The organism is Novosphingobium pokkalii, assembly GCF_014652855.1.
In the GTDB taxonomy this organism is placed as follows: Bacteria; Pseudomonadota; Alphaproteobacteria; order Sphingomonadales; family Sphingomonadaceae; genus Novosphingobium; species Novosphingobium pokkalii.
Genome location: NZ_BMZP01000016.1, coordinates 93660 through 110423, shown reverse-complemented (window position 1 = coordinate 110423; position 16764 = coordinate 93660). Strand labels below are relative to the sequence as shown.

The following is a 16764-nucleotide window of genomic DNA, read 5'->3' as shown; positions in this document are numbered from 1 at the left end:
AATCCTATTCAATCAGCAGCGCAAGCCCATATGCGATTCCCCTGCTCTTCAGAGGAGGGGGTTGGGGGTGGTGCGAAGCCTCGCGCCAAACCAGCCCACTCAACCTTGGACAGACGCCGCGCAAGTCTCTATTCCACCGACCGATTCCTCCCCCCACGGAAAAACTGCGTCCCCATGACCGACAAGCCCAACGGCCCCGCCCTAGACCGCCGCAGCCTGCTGGCGGGACTTGCCATCACCAGCGCTGCCGCCGGTGTCGAAGCCCAGGCCGCCGCCCCGCGCGCCAAGGTGGACGCCGCGCTGCGTGCCAAGATCGACACGGTCGTGGTGATCTATGCGGAAAACCGTAGCTTCAACAATCTGTTCGCCGATTTTCCGGGGCTTGAGCAGCCGCTGTCCGCCGTGCCGCCCGAGCGGGCCCGGCAGAAGGACCGCGATGGCCGCGTGCTGGAAACCCTGCCGAAAATCTGGGACGGCATGGTGCCCGACAAGCAGGTGGTCGAACATGCCGAGTTCCAGATCGGCGAGGACGCCATCACCGGCCTGCCCAACGGGCCGTTTGCGCTCAAGACGCCCGAAGGCGATCCGCTGCCCCATGGCGTGATCACCCGCGACCTGATCCACAGCTTCTACAACAACCAGTGGCAGATCAACGGCGGGCGCAACGATGGCTTCGTGGCCTGGGGCGACAGCGGCGCGCTGGTCATGGGCCACTATGGCGATGTGCGGGCCAATCTGCGGCTGTGGCAGGTGGCGCGCGAATTCACGCTGTGCGACAACTTCTTCATGGGCGCATTCGGCGGCTCGTTCCTCAACCACCAGTATCTGGTCGCCGCCATGCCGCCGTTCTATCCCGATGCGGACAAGAGCCCGGCCAAGGATCGTGTGGTCAAGCTCGATCCGGCCTACAGCAATCCGCCGCGCCCGCTGCTGAAAGCCGGCACCCCGGCCAGCGCGATGGATGGCCCGGTGCGCTTTGTCGCGGATTCGATCACGCCCGATCACCGCGCGGTCAACACCATGCTGCCGCCCTATCTGCCCACCTACCAGGCCGATCCCGACAAGCCCGGCATGGCGCTGGTGACCGCGCAGACCCTGCCGCCGCAGACCCACGCCAACATCGGCGATCGCCTGACCGAGGCGGGCGTGGACTGGGCCTGGTATGCCGGCGGCTGGGCCGAGGCGCTGGCCGGGCGGGCCAACAGCGCGGCGTTCCCCTCGCGCCCCAATTTCCAGCCGCACCACCAGCCGTTCAACTATTTCGCCAATCTCGCGCCGGGCACGGCGGCGCGCGAACGCCACTTGCGCGATGCCGGGACGGGCGAAACCGCGCGCACCAATACCTTTCTGGCCGATGCCGCGGCGGGCAAGCTGCCGCCGGTCACGTTCTACAAGCCGCAGGGCAATCTCAACATGCACGCCGGCTATTCCGACGTGGACGCCGGCGATCGCCATATCGCCGGGGTGATCGACGCGCTGCGCCGCTCGCCGCAGTGGGACAAGATGCTGATCGTCGTCACGTTCGACGAAAACGGCGGCTGGTGGGACCATGTCGCCCCGCCCAAGGGCGATCGCTGGGGACCGGGCACGCGCATTCCCGCGCTGATCGTTTCGCCCCACGCCAAGCGCGGCCATGTCGATCACACGATCTACGACACCGGCTCGATCGCGCGCTTCCTGGTGCGCCGCTTTGGCCTCAAGACGCTGCCGGGCCTGGTCGAGCGTGAAAAGGCGATGCTGGCGGCCGGCGGACCGCCGCCGGGAGACCTGACCAACGCCCTGATCGTCTGACGCTGATCGTCTGATAGCGGCGCGGCCGGTTCAGTTCAGCAGGGCAACCGGGCTCGCCTGCACGTCCGGCGAGGCTGGCGCAGTCGGCGCCGTCCCGCTCGGCGCCGGGGCGGGGGTTGCCTGGCTTTGCGGCATCGGAGCCACCGGCTGCGGTGCGGGCAGTACCATGGCGGCGGTTTCGAGCTGGTCCAGCGCGCGCTGCGCGGCAACCCAGTCGCGCGCATGGGCCAGCCATTCGGTGGCCGCGTCCTTGCCCGGCATGCGTTCCACGTCGCTGATCGCCGCGTCCACCCGGCCACCGGCCACGGCCAGCCGCGCATGGTCGGCCCGCGCTTCGGGCGTGGCATTGGGGCCTTCATCGTGGCGGATCACGAAAAGCCCGGAAATCTGCGCCGAAAGCCAGTCCCAGGTGTTGCCGCGCGGCGCCTTGCCGATCAATTGCGGCGCAATGCCGGCCAGTTCTTCCGACAGGCTGCCCAGCGTGTTGGGATGGGCTGCGGCGGCGATCACGCGGTCCACCGCGCCCGGCTGCGTCGCGCCAAAGCGCACGCGAAGCTGGTTTTCCAGAATGCCCAGCGGCTGGCCCCGCTCGATCGCGCGGCGCGCGGCAAAGGCCACCAGCAGCGCTTCGGCGCGGGTGGCCTGGCCAGCGGCGGCATTGGCCTGCTGGTTGATTTCGGCCAAGCGCTGTTCCAGCGCGGAAACCTTGGCCGATGTGCTGGCCAGCAGGGCATCGCTGGCCGCGCTGCTGGCGGCGGCGACCACTGCTTCCGAAGCGACGGCGGCAGGCACATCGCCACTGGCGCTGGCCAGCGGCCCCACGTCCAGCCGCAGCCAGCCTTCGCGCGCGGCAAACCAGGTGGCGCCCCCGCCCAGGGCCAGAACCACGATCAGCGCCAAGCCCACCACCAGGCGGCCGCCGCCACGGCGGCGCGGCGGAATTGCTTGTCCGTATGGCGTGTCCTGCATCAATCTTTTTCGCTTGTTCGTGGCCCCGAAGTCACAGGTTCTGGCACATTTGGTGGGCCAAGGCCAGCAATGGTTGATCGCGGCGCATTGCGGATATTTCAACCGCTTGCCAGCCGGAACCCGCCATCGCGGCGATTCGCGGCGCCAGGCAGGCCAGCGCGATCTGCCCGCGCACCAGGCCCAGCCGCGTGCATTCGGTGGCGAAATGACGCGCCGCTTCGCCCGAATGCAGGGCCACCACGCAAGGCTGCGCCAGCAGGGCCTGCGCCGCCGCCGAGAGGGGCAGGGGCCGCGCGGCATAGACCGTGATCGTGTCCACCTCCACGCCCGGCGGCACCTCCAGCGGCACCGGATCGGCGCCCGACAGGCGCAGATAGCGGCCCGGCGCCAGATGCCGCGCCACTTCGGCCAGGCCGCCTTCGCCCACGGCCGCCACGGCAAAGCCGGCATCGCGCGCCGCGCGCGCGGTTTCCCCGCCCACGGCCAGCACCGGCAGCGCGGTCAGCGCCGCCAGGCCTGGCCCGCCTAAGCGAAACAGGTTGGCGCTGCCCGCCAGGATACCGGCGCAGCCCTGCGGATCGGGCACGGTCCAGGCGACCGCCTCCACCGCGAACAGCGGCGCGCCCAGCACGGTCAGTCCCAGCGCGCGCGCCGCCGCCACGCTCGCGGCATTGCCGGGTTCCGGCCGCAGGACCAGCAGCGGGCGCATCGCCGCCGTTCAGCCGCCGTGGAAGAACGCGGCAATGCCTTCCGGTGCCTGGGCGAGCAGACGCCGCGCCAGGTCCAGCGGGGTGTCGCCATCGTCGGCGGCAAAGCGCGCGGTGTCTTCCACGCGCAGCGCGCCATCGGGGCTGAACAGCGCCGCGCGCAGCACCAGGTCTTCGCCCTCGGCCGTGGTCAGCACCGCGATCGGGCTGTGGCAGGTGCCGCCAAGGCCGGTCAGCAGCGCGCGCTCGGCGCGGATCGCGGCATGGGTCGGGCCATGGTCGATCGCGGCGAGCAGTGCGCGCACGTCGTCCCGCGCGGCAAGGCATTCGATCCCGATCGCGCCTTGCGCCGGGGCGGGCAGCCATTCCTCGGCCGGCAGTACGTGGCCCACGCCGGTTTCGCCCAGGCGTTGCAGCCCGGCCGCGGCCAGCAGCGTCACGTCCGCCTCGCCCGCCTGCAACTTGGCCAGCCGGGTTGCCACGTTGCCGCGAAATGAAACGATCTCCAGGTCGCGCCGGGCGTGCAGCATCTGCGCGGCGCGGCGCGGGGCGCTGGTGCCGACCTTGGCCCCTTGCGGAATGGCGGCAATGCTCGCCGCGCCCACCAGCACGTCGCGCACGTCGGCGCGGGGCAGCACGGCGGCGATCATGATTGCGGCCGGGCGGATCGTCTCCACGTCCTTCATCGAATGGACCGCAAAGTCGATCTCGCCATGCAGCAGGGCCGCGTCCAGCTCCTTGGTCCAAAGGGCCTTGCCGCCGATCTCGGCCAGCGGCCGGTCCTGGATGCGGTCGCCACTGGCCACTTGCGGGCACAGTTCCACCGCGCTTTCCGGCCAGCCATGCGCGGCGCAGAGCCGGGCGCGGGTTTCCTCGGCCTGGGCCATGGCCAGCGGCGAGCGGCGGGTGCCCAGGCGCAGCGGCCGGGCAAGGGGGTGGGCCAATGCGTCAGCCGGCGCCTGCGGCGAGTTGTGAGACGGGTTGATCATGCTTGGCTTGCCGTAAACGGGATTATCTCTAAGGGGAAGCTCCGCATGGCCCTGATCCTTGGCATCGAATCCTCGTGTGATGAAACCGCCGTTGCCGTTATCGACGGCAGCGCCAAGACGCTTGCCGATCGTATCGTGGCCCAGCGCATCGCCTCTCAGGATGAAGCGCATCGGCCCTATGGCGGTGTTGTGCCCGAAATTGCCGCCCGTGCCCATGCCGATGTGATCGCCCCGATGGTGGCCGCCACGCTGGCCGATGCCGGGCTGACCCTCGATGACATGGACGCGATTGCCGCCACGGCCGGTCCCGGTCTGATCGGCGGCGTGATGGTCGGCCTCGTCACCGGCAAGGCGCTGGCGATGGCCAGCGGCAAGCCCTTGATCGGTATCAATCATCTCGAAGGCCACGCGCTGTCGCCGCGCCTGGCAGACCCGACGCTGGCCTATCCCTATTGCCTGCTGCTGGTTTCGGGCGGGCATTGCCAGATCCTGGAAGTGATCGGGCTGGGCCAATATCGGCGCCTGGCCACCACGATCGACGACGCGCTGGGCGAGGCGTTCGACAAGACCGCCAAAGTCCTCGGCCTGGGCTATCCCGGCGGCCCGGCGGTGGAGCGCCTGGCGCGCGAGGGCAATCCGCGCGCGGTGCCCCTGCCGCGCCCGCTGGTGGGCAGCGGGGAGCCGCACTTCTCGTTCGCCGGCCTGAAAAGCGCAGTGCTGCGCGCCCGCGATTCGGGCCAATATGCCCCGGCCGATCTCGCCGCTTCGTTCCAGCAGGCGGCGATCGACTGCGTGATCGACCGCACGCGCGGCGCTCTGGCGGCCTGCGCCCCGAACATGACTGCGCTGGTCGTGGCTGGCGGCGTGGCGGCCAATGCCGCGCTGCGCGGCGCGCTCGAAGCCTTGGCCGGCGAGGCCGGGCTGCCGCTCGTTGCCCCGCCGGTCAAGCTGTGCACCGACAACGCCGCGATGATCGGCTGGGCCGGGGCAGAGCGTTTTGCCACGGGCCAGTCCGATCCGCTGGACTTGCCGGCGCGCCCGCGCTGGCCGCTCGACGATAGCGCCGCCCCGGTGCGCGGCGCCGGGGTGAAGGCATGAGCGCGGCCCTGAACGGGTTGGCGATCGGCGTGATCGGCGCTGGGGCCTGGGGCACCGCGCTGGCGCAGATGCTGGCGAGCGACGGCCGCGCGGTGGCGCTGTGGGCGCGCGAGCCGGACCTCGCCGCCACGATCAATGCCACGCGCCGCAATCCCACTTATCTGCCCGGCGCGACGCTGGCCGAGACGATCACCGCCACCAGCGATCTGGCCGCGATGGCCGCGCTGCCGGTGCTGCTGTGGGTCACCCCTGCGCAGTTTTTGGGCAGCGTGCTCTCGGGCCTGCCGCACTATGCCGGCGATCTGGTGCTCTGCGCCAAGGGCATCGAGGCGGGCACCGGGCGGCTGATGGCCGAAGTGGCCCGCGCCGCCGCGCCCGCCGCGCAAGTGGCCGTGCTCTCTGGCCCCACGTTCGCGCACGAGGTGGCCGCCGGCTTGCCCACCGCCGTGACGCTGGCCTGCTCGGGCGGGGACGCGCAGTGGCAGCGCCTTGCGCCAACCATCGCGCGGCCGACGTTCCGGCCCTATTACTCGGCCGACGTGATTGGCGCGGAAATCGGCGGCGCGGTGAAGAACGTATTGGCCATCGCCTGCGGTGTGGTCGAAGGGCTGGGCCTGGGCCAGAACGCGCGCGCCGCGCTGATCAGCCGGGGCTTTGCTGAAATGCAGCGCTTTGGCCTGGCCATGGGCGCGCAGGCCGAAACCCTGGCCGGCCTGTCCGGCCTGGGCGATCTCGTGCTCACCTGTTCCTCGTCCTCCAGCCGGAATTTTTCGCTGGGCAAGGCGCTGGGCGAAGGCCAGACCGCGTCGGCGGCGCTGGCCGGCCGTGCCACCGTGGCCGAAGGGGCGTATACCGCGCCCGTGCTGGCCGATCTTGCCCGCCAGAAGGGAATTGCCATGCCGCTCGTCGATGCGGTCGTCACGCTGGTTCAAGGCCAGGCTCCGGCGCGCGATGTCGTCGCCAGCCTGCTGGCCCGCCCCTTGCGCGCGGAACGTCCGCTTGGCTGACTCCACTCCTTCCGCGCAGGCTTCCGAGGCGAAGGCCGAACAGGCCGATATCGCCGCGCTGGCCAAGGGCGGGCGCACCAATTTCTTCGGTTTCGTGCTGCGCCTGGCCGCCAGCGTGCCGTTCCTGTTCATCGCCGGGCGCCTCTATGGCGCGGCCACATTGGGCCGCTATGCCTCGGCCACGCTGGTGGTCGAACTCGCCGCGCAACTGGCCACGCTGGGGCAGAAGCGCGGCCTGGCCCAGCAACTGGCCAAGGAAGACCGCCCCGGCGCCAGCGTGGTGGCCGATGCCCTGCTGCTGTCCGCGCTCGTCTCGGTGCTCTGCGCGGTGCTCCTGTGGCTGGTGCCGATCGCGATGTTCCCCAGTGGGGATTACACCTCCACCGAACGGCTGCTGCCGCTGGCCATCCTGCCGCGCGCGCTGGGCGACGTGGCCCTGGCTGCGCTCGCCTATCGCTTTGACGTGGGCGCCACCGTGCGCGCCCGCGCGGTGGTGGAGCCGTGGACCCAGTCGCTCGCCGCCGGGGGGCTGTGGCTCGCCGGGCAATGGTGGGCGCCGCTGCGCGACAGCGGGCTGATCCTGGCCTATGCCGCTGCGATGCTGGCGGCGATGGTCACGGCTTTCGTGCCTCTGCTGAAAAGCTATGGCCTGCCGCGCCAGTGGGATCCGCGCCCCGGCGCGCTGCTGCGCCTCGCCAATCGCAACCTGCCGCTGGCCGGTGCCGATGCGGTGGAATGGGGCACGCGCAAGCTCGACCTGTTCATCCTCGGCACTTTCGCCCCCGCCGAAGCGGTCGGCATCTATTACGTCGCGCAGCAGGTCGCCACGCTGCCGCAAAAGCTCAAGACCAGCTTCGAGCCGATCCTAGGCCCGGTGATCACCCGCAACCTGCGCGAGAACAACCTGGGGGCGATTGCCCGCCAGGTCTGCCAGGTCGGCTTCTGGATCACGGCGGCGCAGGCCGGCATCGCGCTGGCGCTGGGCCTGCCGGGCAAGGGCGTGATGGGCCTGTTCGGGCCGAACTTCGTGGCCGGCACCGGTTCGCTGGCGCTGCTGCTCGCTGCCGAAGTGGTCGCCTCGCCCGCCGTGGTCAGCGAAGCGGCGCTGATCTACGTCGCGCGCCTGCGCAACTGGTGGATCAGCCTGGGCACGATCGGCCTGCAAGGCGTGTTGACGGTGGCCTTCATCGTCGCCGCGCGCGAACTGGGCTTGGGCGGCATGGTGGAGGCGATGGGCGCCGCGCTCGCGCTGGTGATCTCGCTCGGCCTCGCGTCACTGCTCAAGGCGCGCCTGCTCGGCAGCATCCTTGGGCAGAAGATCAGCAGTTGGCGCTGGGCACTGGTCTGGGCCGCAGGTCCGGCCGTGGGCGTGGGCGTGCTGGCGCGCTTCCTGCCGGAATGGGCCGAACTTGGCCTGGGCATCCCGGCGATCCTGGGCGTCTATGGCCTGGTGATCTGGCGGCGCGGCTTCGGCCCGGAAGACCGGGTGCTGTTCCGCAAGCACAAGAATTGAATGCGATAAATTGAACGGCGGCGTTCCGTTTTACGAAAGCGCCTTGGCGATCGCCACGAAATCTTCGACCGTCAGGGTTTCGGCGCGCCGCGCCGGGTCGATGCCCAGTCCATCGAGCGCGTCGAGTGCGCCGGGCAGACCTTTCAGCGACTGGCGCAGCATCTTGCGGCGCTGGCCAAAGGCCGCCTCGGTCACCCGCTCCAGCATCCGCGCGGAAACGCCCTCGGGCATGGCGGCGGGGGTGACGTGGACGATGGCGGACATCACCTTGGGCGGCGGGGTGAAAGCGCTGCGGTGCACTTTCATGGCAATGCGCGGGGTGGCGCGCCATTGCGACAGGATCGCCAGCCGGCCATAGGCATCGCTGCCCGCGCCCGACACGATGCGCTCGGCCACTTCGAGTTGGAACATCAGCGTCAGCGACAGCCAGGCTGGCGGCCAGGCCTGGCCCGAAAGCCAGCCGGTAAACAGCATGGTGCCGACGTTGTAGGGCAGGTTGGCTACCACGTGCCATGCCCCGTCGAACAGGGTGGCAGGATCGACCTTGGTGGCGTCGCCCTCGATCACGCGCAACTGGCCGGGAAAGGCTTCGGCCAGTTCGGCCAGCGCGGGCAGGCAGCGCTTGTCCATCTCGATCGCGGTGACATTGGCACCAGCGCGCAGCAGGGCGCGGGTCAGGCCACCGGGGCCGGGGCCAACCTCGAGCACGTTGGCGCCCTTGAGCTTGCCGGGAATGGCGGCGATGCGCGCCAGCAACTGCTCGTCGAACAGGAAGTTCTGGCCCAGCGCCTTGGACGCGAGCAGCCCGTGGCGATTGACGACATCGCGCAGCGGGGGAAGCTCTGGCCCGGGAAAGTCGGGCGCGCTCATGCCGTGGTGCTGGCGCGGCGGGCTGCGCATTCGCCGGCCAGGCGAATGGCGGCGATCATCGCGCCGGGGCGCGCCTGGCGGCTGCCGGCAATGCCGAAGGCGGTGCCGTGATCGGGCGAGGTGCGGATGATCGGCAGGCCCAGCGTGACATTGACGCCATCATCGAAATCGAGCGCTTTCAACGGGATCAGCGCCTGATCGTGATACATGCAGATCGCCACGTCATAGGTGCTGCGCGCCTGGGCGTGGAACATCGTATCGGCCGGCAGCGGGCCGCGCGCGGCAATGCCGGCGGCCTGGAGCGCGGCGACGGCCGGCGCGATGTAGCTCTGGTCCTCGTGCCCCATGCGGCCGTCCTCGCCGGCGTGGGGGTTGAGCCCGGCCACCGCCAAGCGCGGATCGGCAATGCCGAAATCGCGCACCAGGGCCCGCGCCGTGATCGCGCTGCGCCGGGTGATCAGTTCGGGCGTGATCAGCCCCGGCACGGCATGGAGCGGTACGTGCACGGTCATCGGCACGACCTTGAGCGAGGGGCCGGCCAGCATCATCACCGCGTCTTCGGGCGCCACGCCACTGGCCTGGCCGACGAATTCGGTCTGTCCGGGATGGTTGAAGCCCACGCTGGCCAAGCGGCTTTTGGAAACCGGTGCGGTCACCAGGGCCGAGGTTTCCCCCGCCACGGTAAGCTGCGTGGCTGCGTCGAGCGCATCGAGCGCGAGCAGGGCGCCCTGCTCGGTCGGCTGGCCGGGGGTATAGTCCGCATCGCCCAGGTCGAGCACCGGCAGGGCGGAATCGAACGTCGCTACCGCTTCGGCCAGGCTGCCCACGGGGCGCACCGGCACGTCCAGCCCGCGATGGCGCGCCGCTTCGTCCAGCACGCGGCGGCTGCCCACGGCCACGAACGGCTCAAGCCGCGCCATGCCGCGCAAGATCCACGAGGCCGCGATCAGTTCGGGGCCGATGCCGGCGGGGTCACCCTGGGAGATGGCAATGGGATTCATGGCGCTGGGTTATCGGGCTTTGCTGGGCTGGGGTAGTGGGTGTTGGTGCGGGTTTGGATATGGTTCGGGCGTTGGGTCCGGGCCGCCACCACCCCCCAACCCCCTCCTCTGAAGAGGAGGGGGAGTACGATAGCCCCCTCCTCTTTAGAGGAGGGGGTTGGGGGTGGTGGCGGCAAGCACCTCAATTATACTCGATCACCGCGTCGCGGCGCAGGTCGCGCAGGTAGGTCTGCGCGCGCTTGTTGACGCGGTCGTCTTCCATCTGCGACTGCATTTCCTCGAAGCTCGGGCCATCCGAAACCTTGGGATCGTCGCGGCCGCACAGCATCAGCACGCGCACGCCGTCCTCGATCGAGCCGAACGGCGGGGTGACTTCGCCGATCGACAGCTTGAGCATCGAATCCTGCAAGGCCGCCGGCAGGTCGCGTGCCTTGACCTGATCGTTGGTGACGACCGAGGCGCCCAGCTTGGCGGCGGCGGCATCGGCCTCGCCGCAGCCGTGGATGGTCTTGACGGTCGAGGCGAAGACGGCGGCCTTGGCGGCTGCGTCCTTTTCCGTGGTGCCCTTGGGGAACGTGAGCGAGATCTGCTTGAGGCTGAGCACCGCGTCGCGCGGATCGGCGGTCAGCACCTGGCGCTTGTCGATGAGGTAGAGGATCGAATAGCCGCCGGGAATCTCGATCGGCCCGGCCAACTGGCCCGGCTGCATCGAGTTTGCCACGTTGGCGAGATCCTGCGGCAACTGGGCCAGGCGAATCCAGCCCAGGTCGCCGCCCACCGCTGCGGTGGAAGCTTCGGAATACTGGCGGGCATAGGCGACGAAGCTGCCGCCCTTCTTGAGCTGTTCGACGATCTGGTTGGCGTTGGCCATCACCTGGCTGCGGTTCTGGTCATTGGCCGAGAGGTAGATTTCGCCGATGCGGTATTCCTCGGTGCCCTTGGCGGCCTTGAGGCGCTCCATCATCTCCTTCACTTCGCCGTCGGAGACATTGATGAACGGCTGCACGTTGCGGCGCAGCAGGCGCTGCCACGACAGTTCGCCGCGAATCTGGCGCTTGAGCGAGGCGGGCGAGGAGCCGATCGAGACGAGGTACTTGTCCAGCGCCGCCGGGTTCTGGCCAAAATTCTGCTGGGCGACACGCTCATAGGTCTGGTTGACCTCGTCATCGTCCACATCCACCCCGGCCGACTTGGCTTCCTGGATCTGCAACGTTTCGTCGATCAGGTTGCGCAGCACCTGAAGGCGCAGGCGTTCCTGTTCCTCGGCCGAAACCTTGCCGCCATTGGCATTGACGATCAGCGCCAGGCGCTGGTCGATGTCGGTGCCCGTCAGGATCTCGCCGTTCACGATCGCGGTGGCGCGGCGCACGTTGGGGTCGCTCTTGCCGAAGATCTGCACGTTGGCCGGAATGTTGAGCTGGCCCGAGGCATCGGCGGCAGCGCCTTCGGCCTGCGTATTGCCTGCTTGCGCCTGGGCGACACTGCCGGCCACCGGCAAGGCGGCCGTGGCGGCAAGGCCCAGCGCCAGTGCGGCCCGGCCGACCAGAGGGCGCATCCGGAAATGGGGCAGCCGGTAGATGGACTTCATGGCGATCTGAACTTCCTGTCAGGCATGCAGAATGCGTTTTGCGGGCGTCTGCGGGCGTGCAGCCCCCCGGCTTAACCCACGCTGAGTGGCGGCAAGCGGCCGGGAATGCAACGCCGGAATTGGCCTGCTGGGGGAAAACTTTGCATCAAAGTGGCGCGCATCGCCGCTTATCCGGCGCGAACCTGGGTCATCGCCTGCTCATAGCGGCTGTTCATCTCCGGCCCGCGATAGCGCGAATATTCGCAGCGGGAGAGCGCCTCTGCCGGCGGGAAGATCACCTTGCTGTCGCGATAGTCGGCAGGCATCAGCGCCAGCGCGGCCTGGTTGGGGGTGGGATAGCGGATGGTGCGGGCAATGTCCGCCCCGGCCTGCGCGCCCAGCACGAAATCGATGAAGGCATAGGCCAGATCGGGGTTGGGCGCGCCGCGCGGAATGCACAGGCCGTCGCTGGCCAGGATGCCGCCTTCGCGCGGGATCACGAAATCGAGATCGGGATCATCGCGCATCACCTGGGCGATATCGCCGTTGTATTCGATCACCAGGTCGACGTCTCCGGCGAGCAGCAGGTCCTGGCCGTTGTCGTCGTGGAACGCGGCAATATTGGGCTTTTGCTTAAGGAGCATGGCCTTGACTTGCGCGATCACCGCTGGATCGTTGGTATTGGCCGGGTGGCCCAGATACTTCGCGCCGATCTCGAACAGCTCGCTCGCTTCGGCCAGCAGGGCGATGCGCCCCTTGTAGCGATCGGAATCGAGCACCCATTTCCAGCTATCGGGCACGCCCTGCACCTTGGACTTGCGATAGCCAATGCCGGTGACGATCCAGGTATAGGGCACCGAGACGCGGCGGCCGGGATCGAACGGCGGGTTGAGGAACTGCGGCGCGATGTTCTTGAGATTGGGAATCTTGCTGTGGTCCAGCTCGGTCAGCAGCCCGGCGGCATGCATGCGTTCGACGAAATCGTTGGAAGGCACGATCACGTCATAGCCCTGGTTGCCGCTGCGCAGCTTGGCAAACAGCTCGTCATTGTTGGCAAACAGGCTGATGTTCACGCCCGCGCCCGCCGCCTTGGTGAAATCGGCGACGGTGTTCTTCCCGATATAGGTGTCCCAGGTGTAGAGGTTGACCGCGCGGGCCGGCTTGCCACGCGAACAGGCTCCCAGCGCTCCGGTAAAGGACAGGCCGATGCCGGCAAGGCCGGCCTGGCGCAGGAACATGCGGCGGGAATGGACCATCTTCGTTCAATTCCTGAAGGCAGGGGAAACCCGGCAGCGGCTTTGCGGGCAGATCAGGCCTTGAGCAAGAGGTGATCGCGTTCCCACGACGAGATCACTTCGTCATAGGCGGCCAGTTCGTTGAGCTTGATCTCGTAGAAAGCCTTGATGAACTGCTCGCCCAGAAGGTCGATCACCGGCTGGCACTCGATCATCTGCTTGAGCGCGGCGTCGAGATTGCGCGGCAGGGTGCGTTCCTCGTCATAGGCGTTGCGGGTGATCAGCGGCAGCGGCTCGATCTTTTGCGTCAGGCCGATATAGCCGCAGGCCAGCGTTGCGGCGATGGCGATATAGGGGTTGGCATCCGCGCCGGGCAGGCGGTTTTCGATGCGGGTGTTGCGCGGCGAACTGACCGGAATGCGCAAGCCGCAACTGCGGTTGTCCAGCCCCCATTGCACGTTGATCGGCGCGCTGTGGGCCGGGCGGATGCGGCGGAAGGAATTGACGTTGGGCGCAAATAGCGGAACCACCTGCGGCAGGTAGCGCTGCATGCCGCCGACGAACCAGCGGAATTCCTGGGTCAGCCCGGCCTGCGTTCCGAACAGGTTGTTCCCCTCTCCATCCACGGCCGAGATGTGCAGGTGCATGGCGCTGCCCGGCTGGCTTTCCATCGGCTTGGCCATGAACGTGGCATAGACGCCATGCTTGAGCGCCACCTGGCGCACGATGCGCTTGAAGATCACCACCTGGTCGCACAGCGCCACGGGATCGCCGTGGTTGAAGTTGATTTCGAGCTGGGCCGTGCCGCCTTCGTGGATCATCGTATCGAGTTGCAGCGAGGCGACTTCGGAATTGTCGTAGATTTCCTCGATGATGTCTTCGTATTCGGTCACCGATTCAAGGCCATAGGGCTGGGGCGAGCTTTCCGCGCGGCCCGAGCGCCCGCGCGGCGGCTGGATCGGCAGGTCGGGATCGGAATTGACCTCGGTCAGGTAGAATTCCAGCTCGGGCGCGACGAGCATCTGCCAGCCCATTTCGGCATAGCGCGCGAGCATGCGCTTGAGCACGTGGCGCGGCGCCACTTCAAAGGCCGAGCCGTCTCGGTGCAGTGCATCGGCGACGACAAAGGCGGTCGGCGTGCGAAAGCCCGGCGCGACGCAGATCGAGTGGATATCGGGCAGCAGCGTCACGTCGGGATCGCGGTAGAGGAAATCCTCCTCGTCGGTATCGGCATAGTCCCCGGTGATGGTGACGGAAAACACCGAGGAGGGCAGGCGCAGGCTCATGTTGCCGACCGAGGCGATGAACTTGTCGGCCGGCCAGACCTTGCCGCGCACCACGCCGTTGATATCGGGGACGAGGCATTCCACCTCGCTGATGCGTTTTTCGCGGATCCATTCGGCAAAAGCTTCGGTCATGGGATCACTCGCTTATTGAAAAGGGGTCAGAAACGGTCGCGCAGGGCGTAGAAGGTCATCGCGGCGGCCATGGTCGGCCAGCGCAGCCAGGTGCCTCCGGGAAAGCGCGGGGTTGGCAGGCGGCGCGCCAGATTGAGCGCGGGGGAGGGCAGACCGGCCATGGCCGCGCCGATCTCTGCGCCGAGCCAAGGCGCCAGGACCACGCCGAGCCCGGAAAAGCCGCTGAGCGACCACAGTCCGGGCGCGACCTGCGCGGCATGGGGCAGGCGGTGCGGGGTGATCGACAGCGTGCCGGCCCAGGCGTGGTCGATCGGCACATCGGCCAGTTGCGGGAACACGCGCAGCAGGTGGGGGCGCACGAAGGCGGCGATATTGCCCGGCAAGGCATAGGAATAGCGCTCCCCGCCGCCGAACAGCAGGCGGTGATCGGGCGTCACGCGGAAATAATAGACCACGAAGCGCGAGTCCGAGACCGTGTATTCCCCGGCCACCAGCGCCGCGGCGCGCTCTGCCCCGAGCGGCACGGTGGTGGCGATGAAATTGTTGATCGGCAGGACATGGGCATCGACTGCCGGAACCAGCCCCTGGGCATAGCCGCCGGTGGCGACGAGCACTTGCCCGGCGCGCACCGTGCCGCCCGGCGTTTCCACGCGCCAGACGGCGCCGTCCTGCGCCAGCGCGGTGGCGCGGCTGTGCGGGTGGATCGCGGCGCCGGCATCGCGGGCCGCGCGGGCCATGGCCAGCGCCAGCCTGAGCGGATGGAGATGGCCGCCGGCCGCATCGAGGCTGCCGCCGAAATAGGCCTGGCTGCCCACCAGGGCGCGGATATCGGCGAGATCGAGCGGGGTGAGCCCATCATGGCCATATTCGGCGCGCATGAACGCGACGTGCTCATGCGTCTGCGCGACATAGCCGGGCTTGTGATCGGCGTGGATCAGGCCGGGGCGGAAATCGCAGCGATCGGGATCGAGCGCGATCAGCCGGTCGAGATGGTCGCGCGCGGTGCGGGCCATGGTCCACAGCGCGCGGGCGCTATCCTGCCCCAGGCGGCGGGCCAGCCAGGCCTGGTCCTTGTTCCAGCCCAGGTGCACCTGGCCGCCGTTGCGCCCTGACGCGCCCCAGCCGACGGGCCCGCTTTCCAGCAGAACGACCGATCGCCCGGCCTCTGCCAGCCGCAGTGCGGCACCCAGACCTGTGTAGCCCCCGCCGATGATGCAGGCGTCGGCCTGCACATCCTGATCCAGCGCCGCGCCGTTAAAGAACGTGGGCGTGGTGGCGGCGTAATAGGACAGCGGATAGGCCCGCACATCCTCGCCGGTTGGTCCTGCCCGCTCGATGGATCGCAGCGTCAACATTGCCGACGATGCTACTGCATGGGCCGGAAGGCGACAAGCCGGGCGGCTGGGGGCTTGGCTGTCAAACCGGTGCAGCCCGTGCACCGGTTTGACAGGACGCTTATACCAGTGCGTTGGCCGAGGAGCCGAGTTCGGCGAAATAGCGGGCCATGGCGTCGGCCGCCTTGTCGGTCAGGGTGATGAACGCGCGGCGGCGGTCTGTCTCGTCGTCTACGCGCTGGAGCAGGCCGGCGTCGGTCATCTGGCCGATCCAGCGCAGCGCGGTGGTGGGCGGCACGCCCGAGGCGATGCACAGCGAGGTGACCGAAACGCGCACGTGTTCCACCCGCGCGGCAGTGAGATCGAGCAGCATGTCCCAGGCCGGATCGGCGAAGAGGTCGCCTTCAAAGAAGCGGGCGCGCAACTGGCGCTGGCGGATGATCTTGCGCACCAGGCGCGGATCGGGCAGCGGCGGCCGCGCCGTGCGCACCAGGCGGTCGGTGCCGTCGTCCAGCCTGGTCGGCCCGGCTTCCCCGTTCTCGCCATTGAAGCGGAAGGCAGAGGCGGTTTCGGCATCGACGTTGTTGCCGGACGAAAGCTGTTCCAGCCGGGCGGCAATGTTGGTCACCTGCTCGGTCAGGCGCAGCAGGGTGAGGCGGTCTTCCTCGCCCAGTTCGCGCACGCGGTTGCCGGTGCGGGCGAGCACCCGGCCCATCGCGATCACCCGCTCGGCGCGGCTGGGCGTGACCAGGATCTGCGCTTCGGACTGGTCGAGGCAGCCATAGACTTCGTCCAGCGAGCCGATGCTGGTGGAGACGACAAGCTGCGAACCGCTTTGCGCCGCGCGGCTGTCCAGCCGGGACAGCGCGGCCAGTTCGCTGCCATCGATCACCGGGCAATCGACCAGCACCACATCGCCCAGGCCAGGCGTGGCGACATCGGCCACCAGGCGTTCGAGATCGCTGGTCTGCGCCACGCGCAGGCCGGCGGCGGCGGCATCTTCGGCCATTTCCGCCCGCAGATAGCCCCGATCGGCAAAGATCGAGACGGCCAGCGGCTGCACCCCGCGCCCCTCGCCATGGCTCCAGCCCAGCGGGCGTTCCTGCACCCGGTCGTTTGCCGCCCCGCTGTCGCCGGAAAGCCCTTCATCAGGAAGCCCATATTCAAAACGCGCCGCAGCCTGCCCCATTGTCCCCACTCCGTAAAATCGCGTATGCGAACACTTGTGGAACAAAGCGGGATCAGGTCAACGCCAGATACCTCGA

At 68.7% G+C, this 16764-nt stretch carries 14 protein-coding genes; 4 read left to right on the top strand and 10 right to left on the bottom strand.

Features of this window, described 5'->3' with window-relative positions:
• Nucleotides 1-174 precede the first annotated feature (174 nt).
• Nucleotides 175-1791, top strand: a complete 1617-nt coding sequence (gene acpA, locus IE191_RS15805; RefSeq protein WP_191325347.1) for an acid phosphatase — start codon at nt 175-177, stop codon at nt 1789-1791.
• 30 nt (nt 1792-1821) lie between these two features.
• Here acpA and IE191_RS15800 read toward each other — a convergent pair whose 3' ends face one another.
• From IE191_RS15800 to hemC, 3 genes are read right to left on the bottom strand one after another with little or no spacing between them, the layout of a single operon-like run.
• The gene (locus IE191_RS15800) at nt 1822-2760 is read right to left on the bottom strand and encodes a hypothetical protein (RefSeq protein WP_229815481.1); all 939 of its coding nucleotides are present in this window, start codon (nt 2758-2760) and stop codon (nt 1822-1824) included.
• A 31-nt stretch (nt 2761-2791) separates the two neighbouring features.
• Nucleotides 2792-3469, bottom strand: a complete 678-nt coding sequence (locus IE191_RS15795) for a uroporphyrinogen-III synthase (protein WP_191325346.1) — start codon at nt 3467-3469, stop codon at nt 2792-2794.
• A gap of 9 nt (nt 3470-3478) precedes the next feature.
• On the bottom strand, nt 3479-4456 hold the full coding sequence (gene hemC / locus IE191_RS15790; RefSeq protein WP_191325345.1) for a hydroxymethylbilane synthase: 978 nt from the start codon (nt 4454-4456) through the stop codon (nt 3479-3481).
• Between the two features lie 45 nt (nt 4457-4501).
• Between hemC and tsaD the strand changes: the two genes are divergently transcribed.
• Genes tsaD through IE191_RS15775 form a run of 3 tightly spaced genes read left to right on the top strand, consistent with a single transcriptional unit; the run spans nt 4502 to nt 8074 of the window.
• The gene (gene tsaD / locus IE191_RS15785) at nt 4502-5554 is read left to right on the top strand and encodes a tRNA (adenosine(37)-N6)-threonylcarbamoyltransferase complex transferase subunit TsaD (protein ID WP_191325344.1); all 1053 of its coding nucleotides are present in this window, start codon (nt 4502-4504) and stop codon (nt 5552-5554) included.
• Nucleotides 5551-6561, top strand: a complete 1011-nt coding sequence (locus tag IE191_RS15780) for an NAD(P)H-dependent glycerol-3-phosphate dehydrogenase (protein ID WP_191325343.1) — start codon at nt 5551-5553, stop codon at nt 6559-6561. Before tsaD ends, IE191_RS15780 begins: the two co-directional genes overlap by 4 nt.
• Complete coding sequence (locus IE191_RS15775; RefSeq protein WP_229815480.1) at nt 6554-8074, top strand: lipopolysaccharide biosynthesis protein; 1521 nt, start codon at nt 6554-6556, stop codon at nt 8072-8074. The genes IE191_RS15780 and IE191_RS15775 overlap by 8 nt, the downstream gene beginning before the upstream one ends.
• A gap of 30 nt (nt 8075-8104) precedes the next feature.
• On the opposite strand, the gene rsmA is transcribed toward IE191_RS15775, so the two are convergent.
• From rsmA to IE191_RS15740, 7 genes are all read right to left on the bottom strand, one after another.
• Nucleotides 8105-8944, bottom strand: coding sequence for a 16S rRNA (adenine(1518)-N(6)/adenine(1519)-N(6))-dimethyltransferase RsmA (gene rsmA / locus IE191_RS15770; protein ID WP_191325341.1), 840 nt, complete (start codon nt 8942-8944; stop codon nt 8105-8107).
• On the bottom strand, nt 8941-9945 hold the full coding sequence (pdxA, locus tag IE191_RS15765; RefSeq protein ID WP_191325340.1) for a 4-hydroxythreonine-4-phosphate dehydrogenase PdxA: 1005 nt from the start codon (nt 9943-9945) through the stop codon (nt 8941-8943). The genes rsmA and pdxA overlap by 4 nt, the downstream gene beginning before the upstream one ends.
• A 181-nt stretch (nt 9946-10126) precedes the next feature.
• Complete coding sequence (locus IE191_RS15760) at nt 10127-11533, bottom strand: peptidylprolyl isomerase (RefSeq protein ID WP_373299308.1); 1407 nt, start codon at nt 11531-11533, stop codon at nt 10127-10129.
• 167 nt (nt 11534-11700) lie between these two features.
• Entirely contained in the window at nt 11701-12768 is a 1068-nt protein-coding gene (locus tag IE191_RS15755) for a polyamine ABC transporter substrate-binding protein (protein ID WP_191325339.1), read from the bottom strand.
• A gap of 53 nt (nt 12769-12821) precedes the next feature.
• Entirely contained in the window at nt 12822-14165 is a 1344-nt protein-coding gene (locus IE191_RS15750) for a glutamine synthetase family protein (RefSeq protein ID WP_191325338.1), read from the bottom strand.
• 26 nt (nt 14166-14191) lie between these two features.
• The gene (locus IE191_RS15745; RefSeq protein ID WP_191325337.1) at nt 14192-15520 is read right to left on the bottom strand and encodes an NAD(P)/FAD-dependent oxidoreductase; all 1329 of its coding nucleotides are present in this window, start codon (nt 15518-15520) and stop codon (nt 14192-14194) included.
• A gap of 100 nt (nt 15521-15620) precedes the next feature.
• The gene (locus IE191_RS15740; RefSeq protein WP_191325336.1) at nt 15621-16688 is read right to left on the bottom strand and encodes a winged helix DNA-binding protein; all 1068 of its coding nucleotides are present in this window, start codon (nt 16686-16688) and stop codon (nt 15621-15623) included.
• Nucleotides 16689-16764 lie beyond the last annotated feature (76 nt).

Excerpts from the sequence above, each read along its gene's own strand:
- pdxA (WP_191325340.1), bottom strand. The coding sequence starts at position 9,945 with ATGAATCCCATTGCCATCTCCCAGGGTGACCCCGCCGGCATCGGCCCC.
- acpA (WP_191325347.1), top strand. The coding sequence starts at position 175 with ATGACCGACAAGCCCAACGGCCCCGCCCTAGACCGCCGCAGCCTGCTG.
- IE191_RS15755 (WP_191325339.1), bottom strand. The coding sequence starts at position 12,768 with ATGGTCCATTCCCGCCGCATGTTCCTGCGCCAGGCCGGCCTTGCCGGC.
- tsaD (WP_191325344.1), top strand. The coding sequence starts at position 4,502 with ATGGCCCTGATCCTTGGCATCGAATCCTCGTGTGATGAAACCGCCGTT.
- IE191_RS15780 (WP_191325343.1), top strand. The coding sequence starts at position 5,551 with ATGAGCGCGGCCCTGAACGGGTTGGCGATCGGCGTGATCGGCGCTGGG.
- rsmA (WP_191325341.1), bottom strand. The coding sequence starts at position 8,944 with ATGAGCGCGCCCGACTTTCCCGGGCCAGAGCTTCCCCCGCTGCGCGAT.
- IE191_RS15750 (WP_191325338.1), bottom strand. The coding sequence starts at position 14,165 with ATGACCGAAGCTTTTGCCGAATGGATCCGCGAAAAACGCATCAGCGAG.
- IE191_RS15745 (WP_191325337.1), bottom strand. The coding sequence starts at position 15,520 with ATGTTGACGCTGCGATCCATCGAGCGGGCAGGACCAACCGGCGAGGAT.
- IE191_RS15760 (WP_373299308.1), bottom strand. The coding sequence starts at position 11,533 with ATGAAGTCCATCTACCGGCTGCCCCATTTCCGGATGCGCCCTCTGGTC.
- IE191_RS15795 (WP_191325346.1), bottom strand. The coding sequence starts at position 3,469 with ATGCGCCCGCTGCTGGTCCTGCGGCCGGAACCCGGCAATGCCGCGAGC.
- IE191_RS15740 (WP_191325336.1), bottom strand. The coding sequence starts at position 16,688 with ATGGGGCAGGCTGCGGCGCGTTTTGAATATGGGCTTCCTGATGAAGGG.
- IE191_RS15800 (WP_229815481.1), bottom strand. The coding sequence starts at position 2,760 with ATGCAGGACACGCCATACGGACAAGCAATTCCGCCGCGCCGCCGTGGC.
- hemC (WP_191325345.1), bottom strand. The coding sequence starts at position 4,456 with ATGATCAACCCGTCTCACAACTCGCCGCAGGCGCCGGCTGACGCATTG.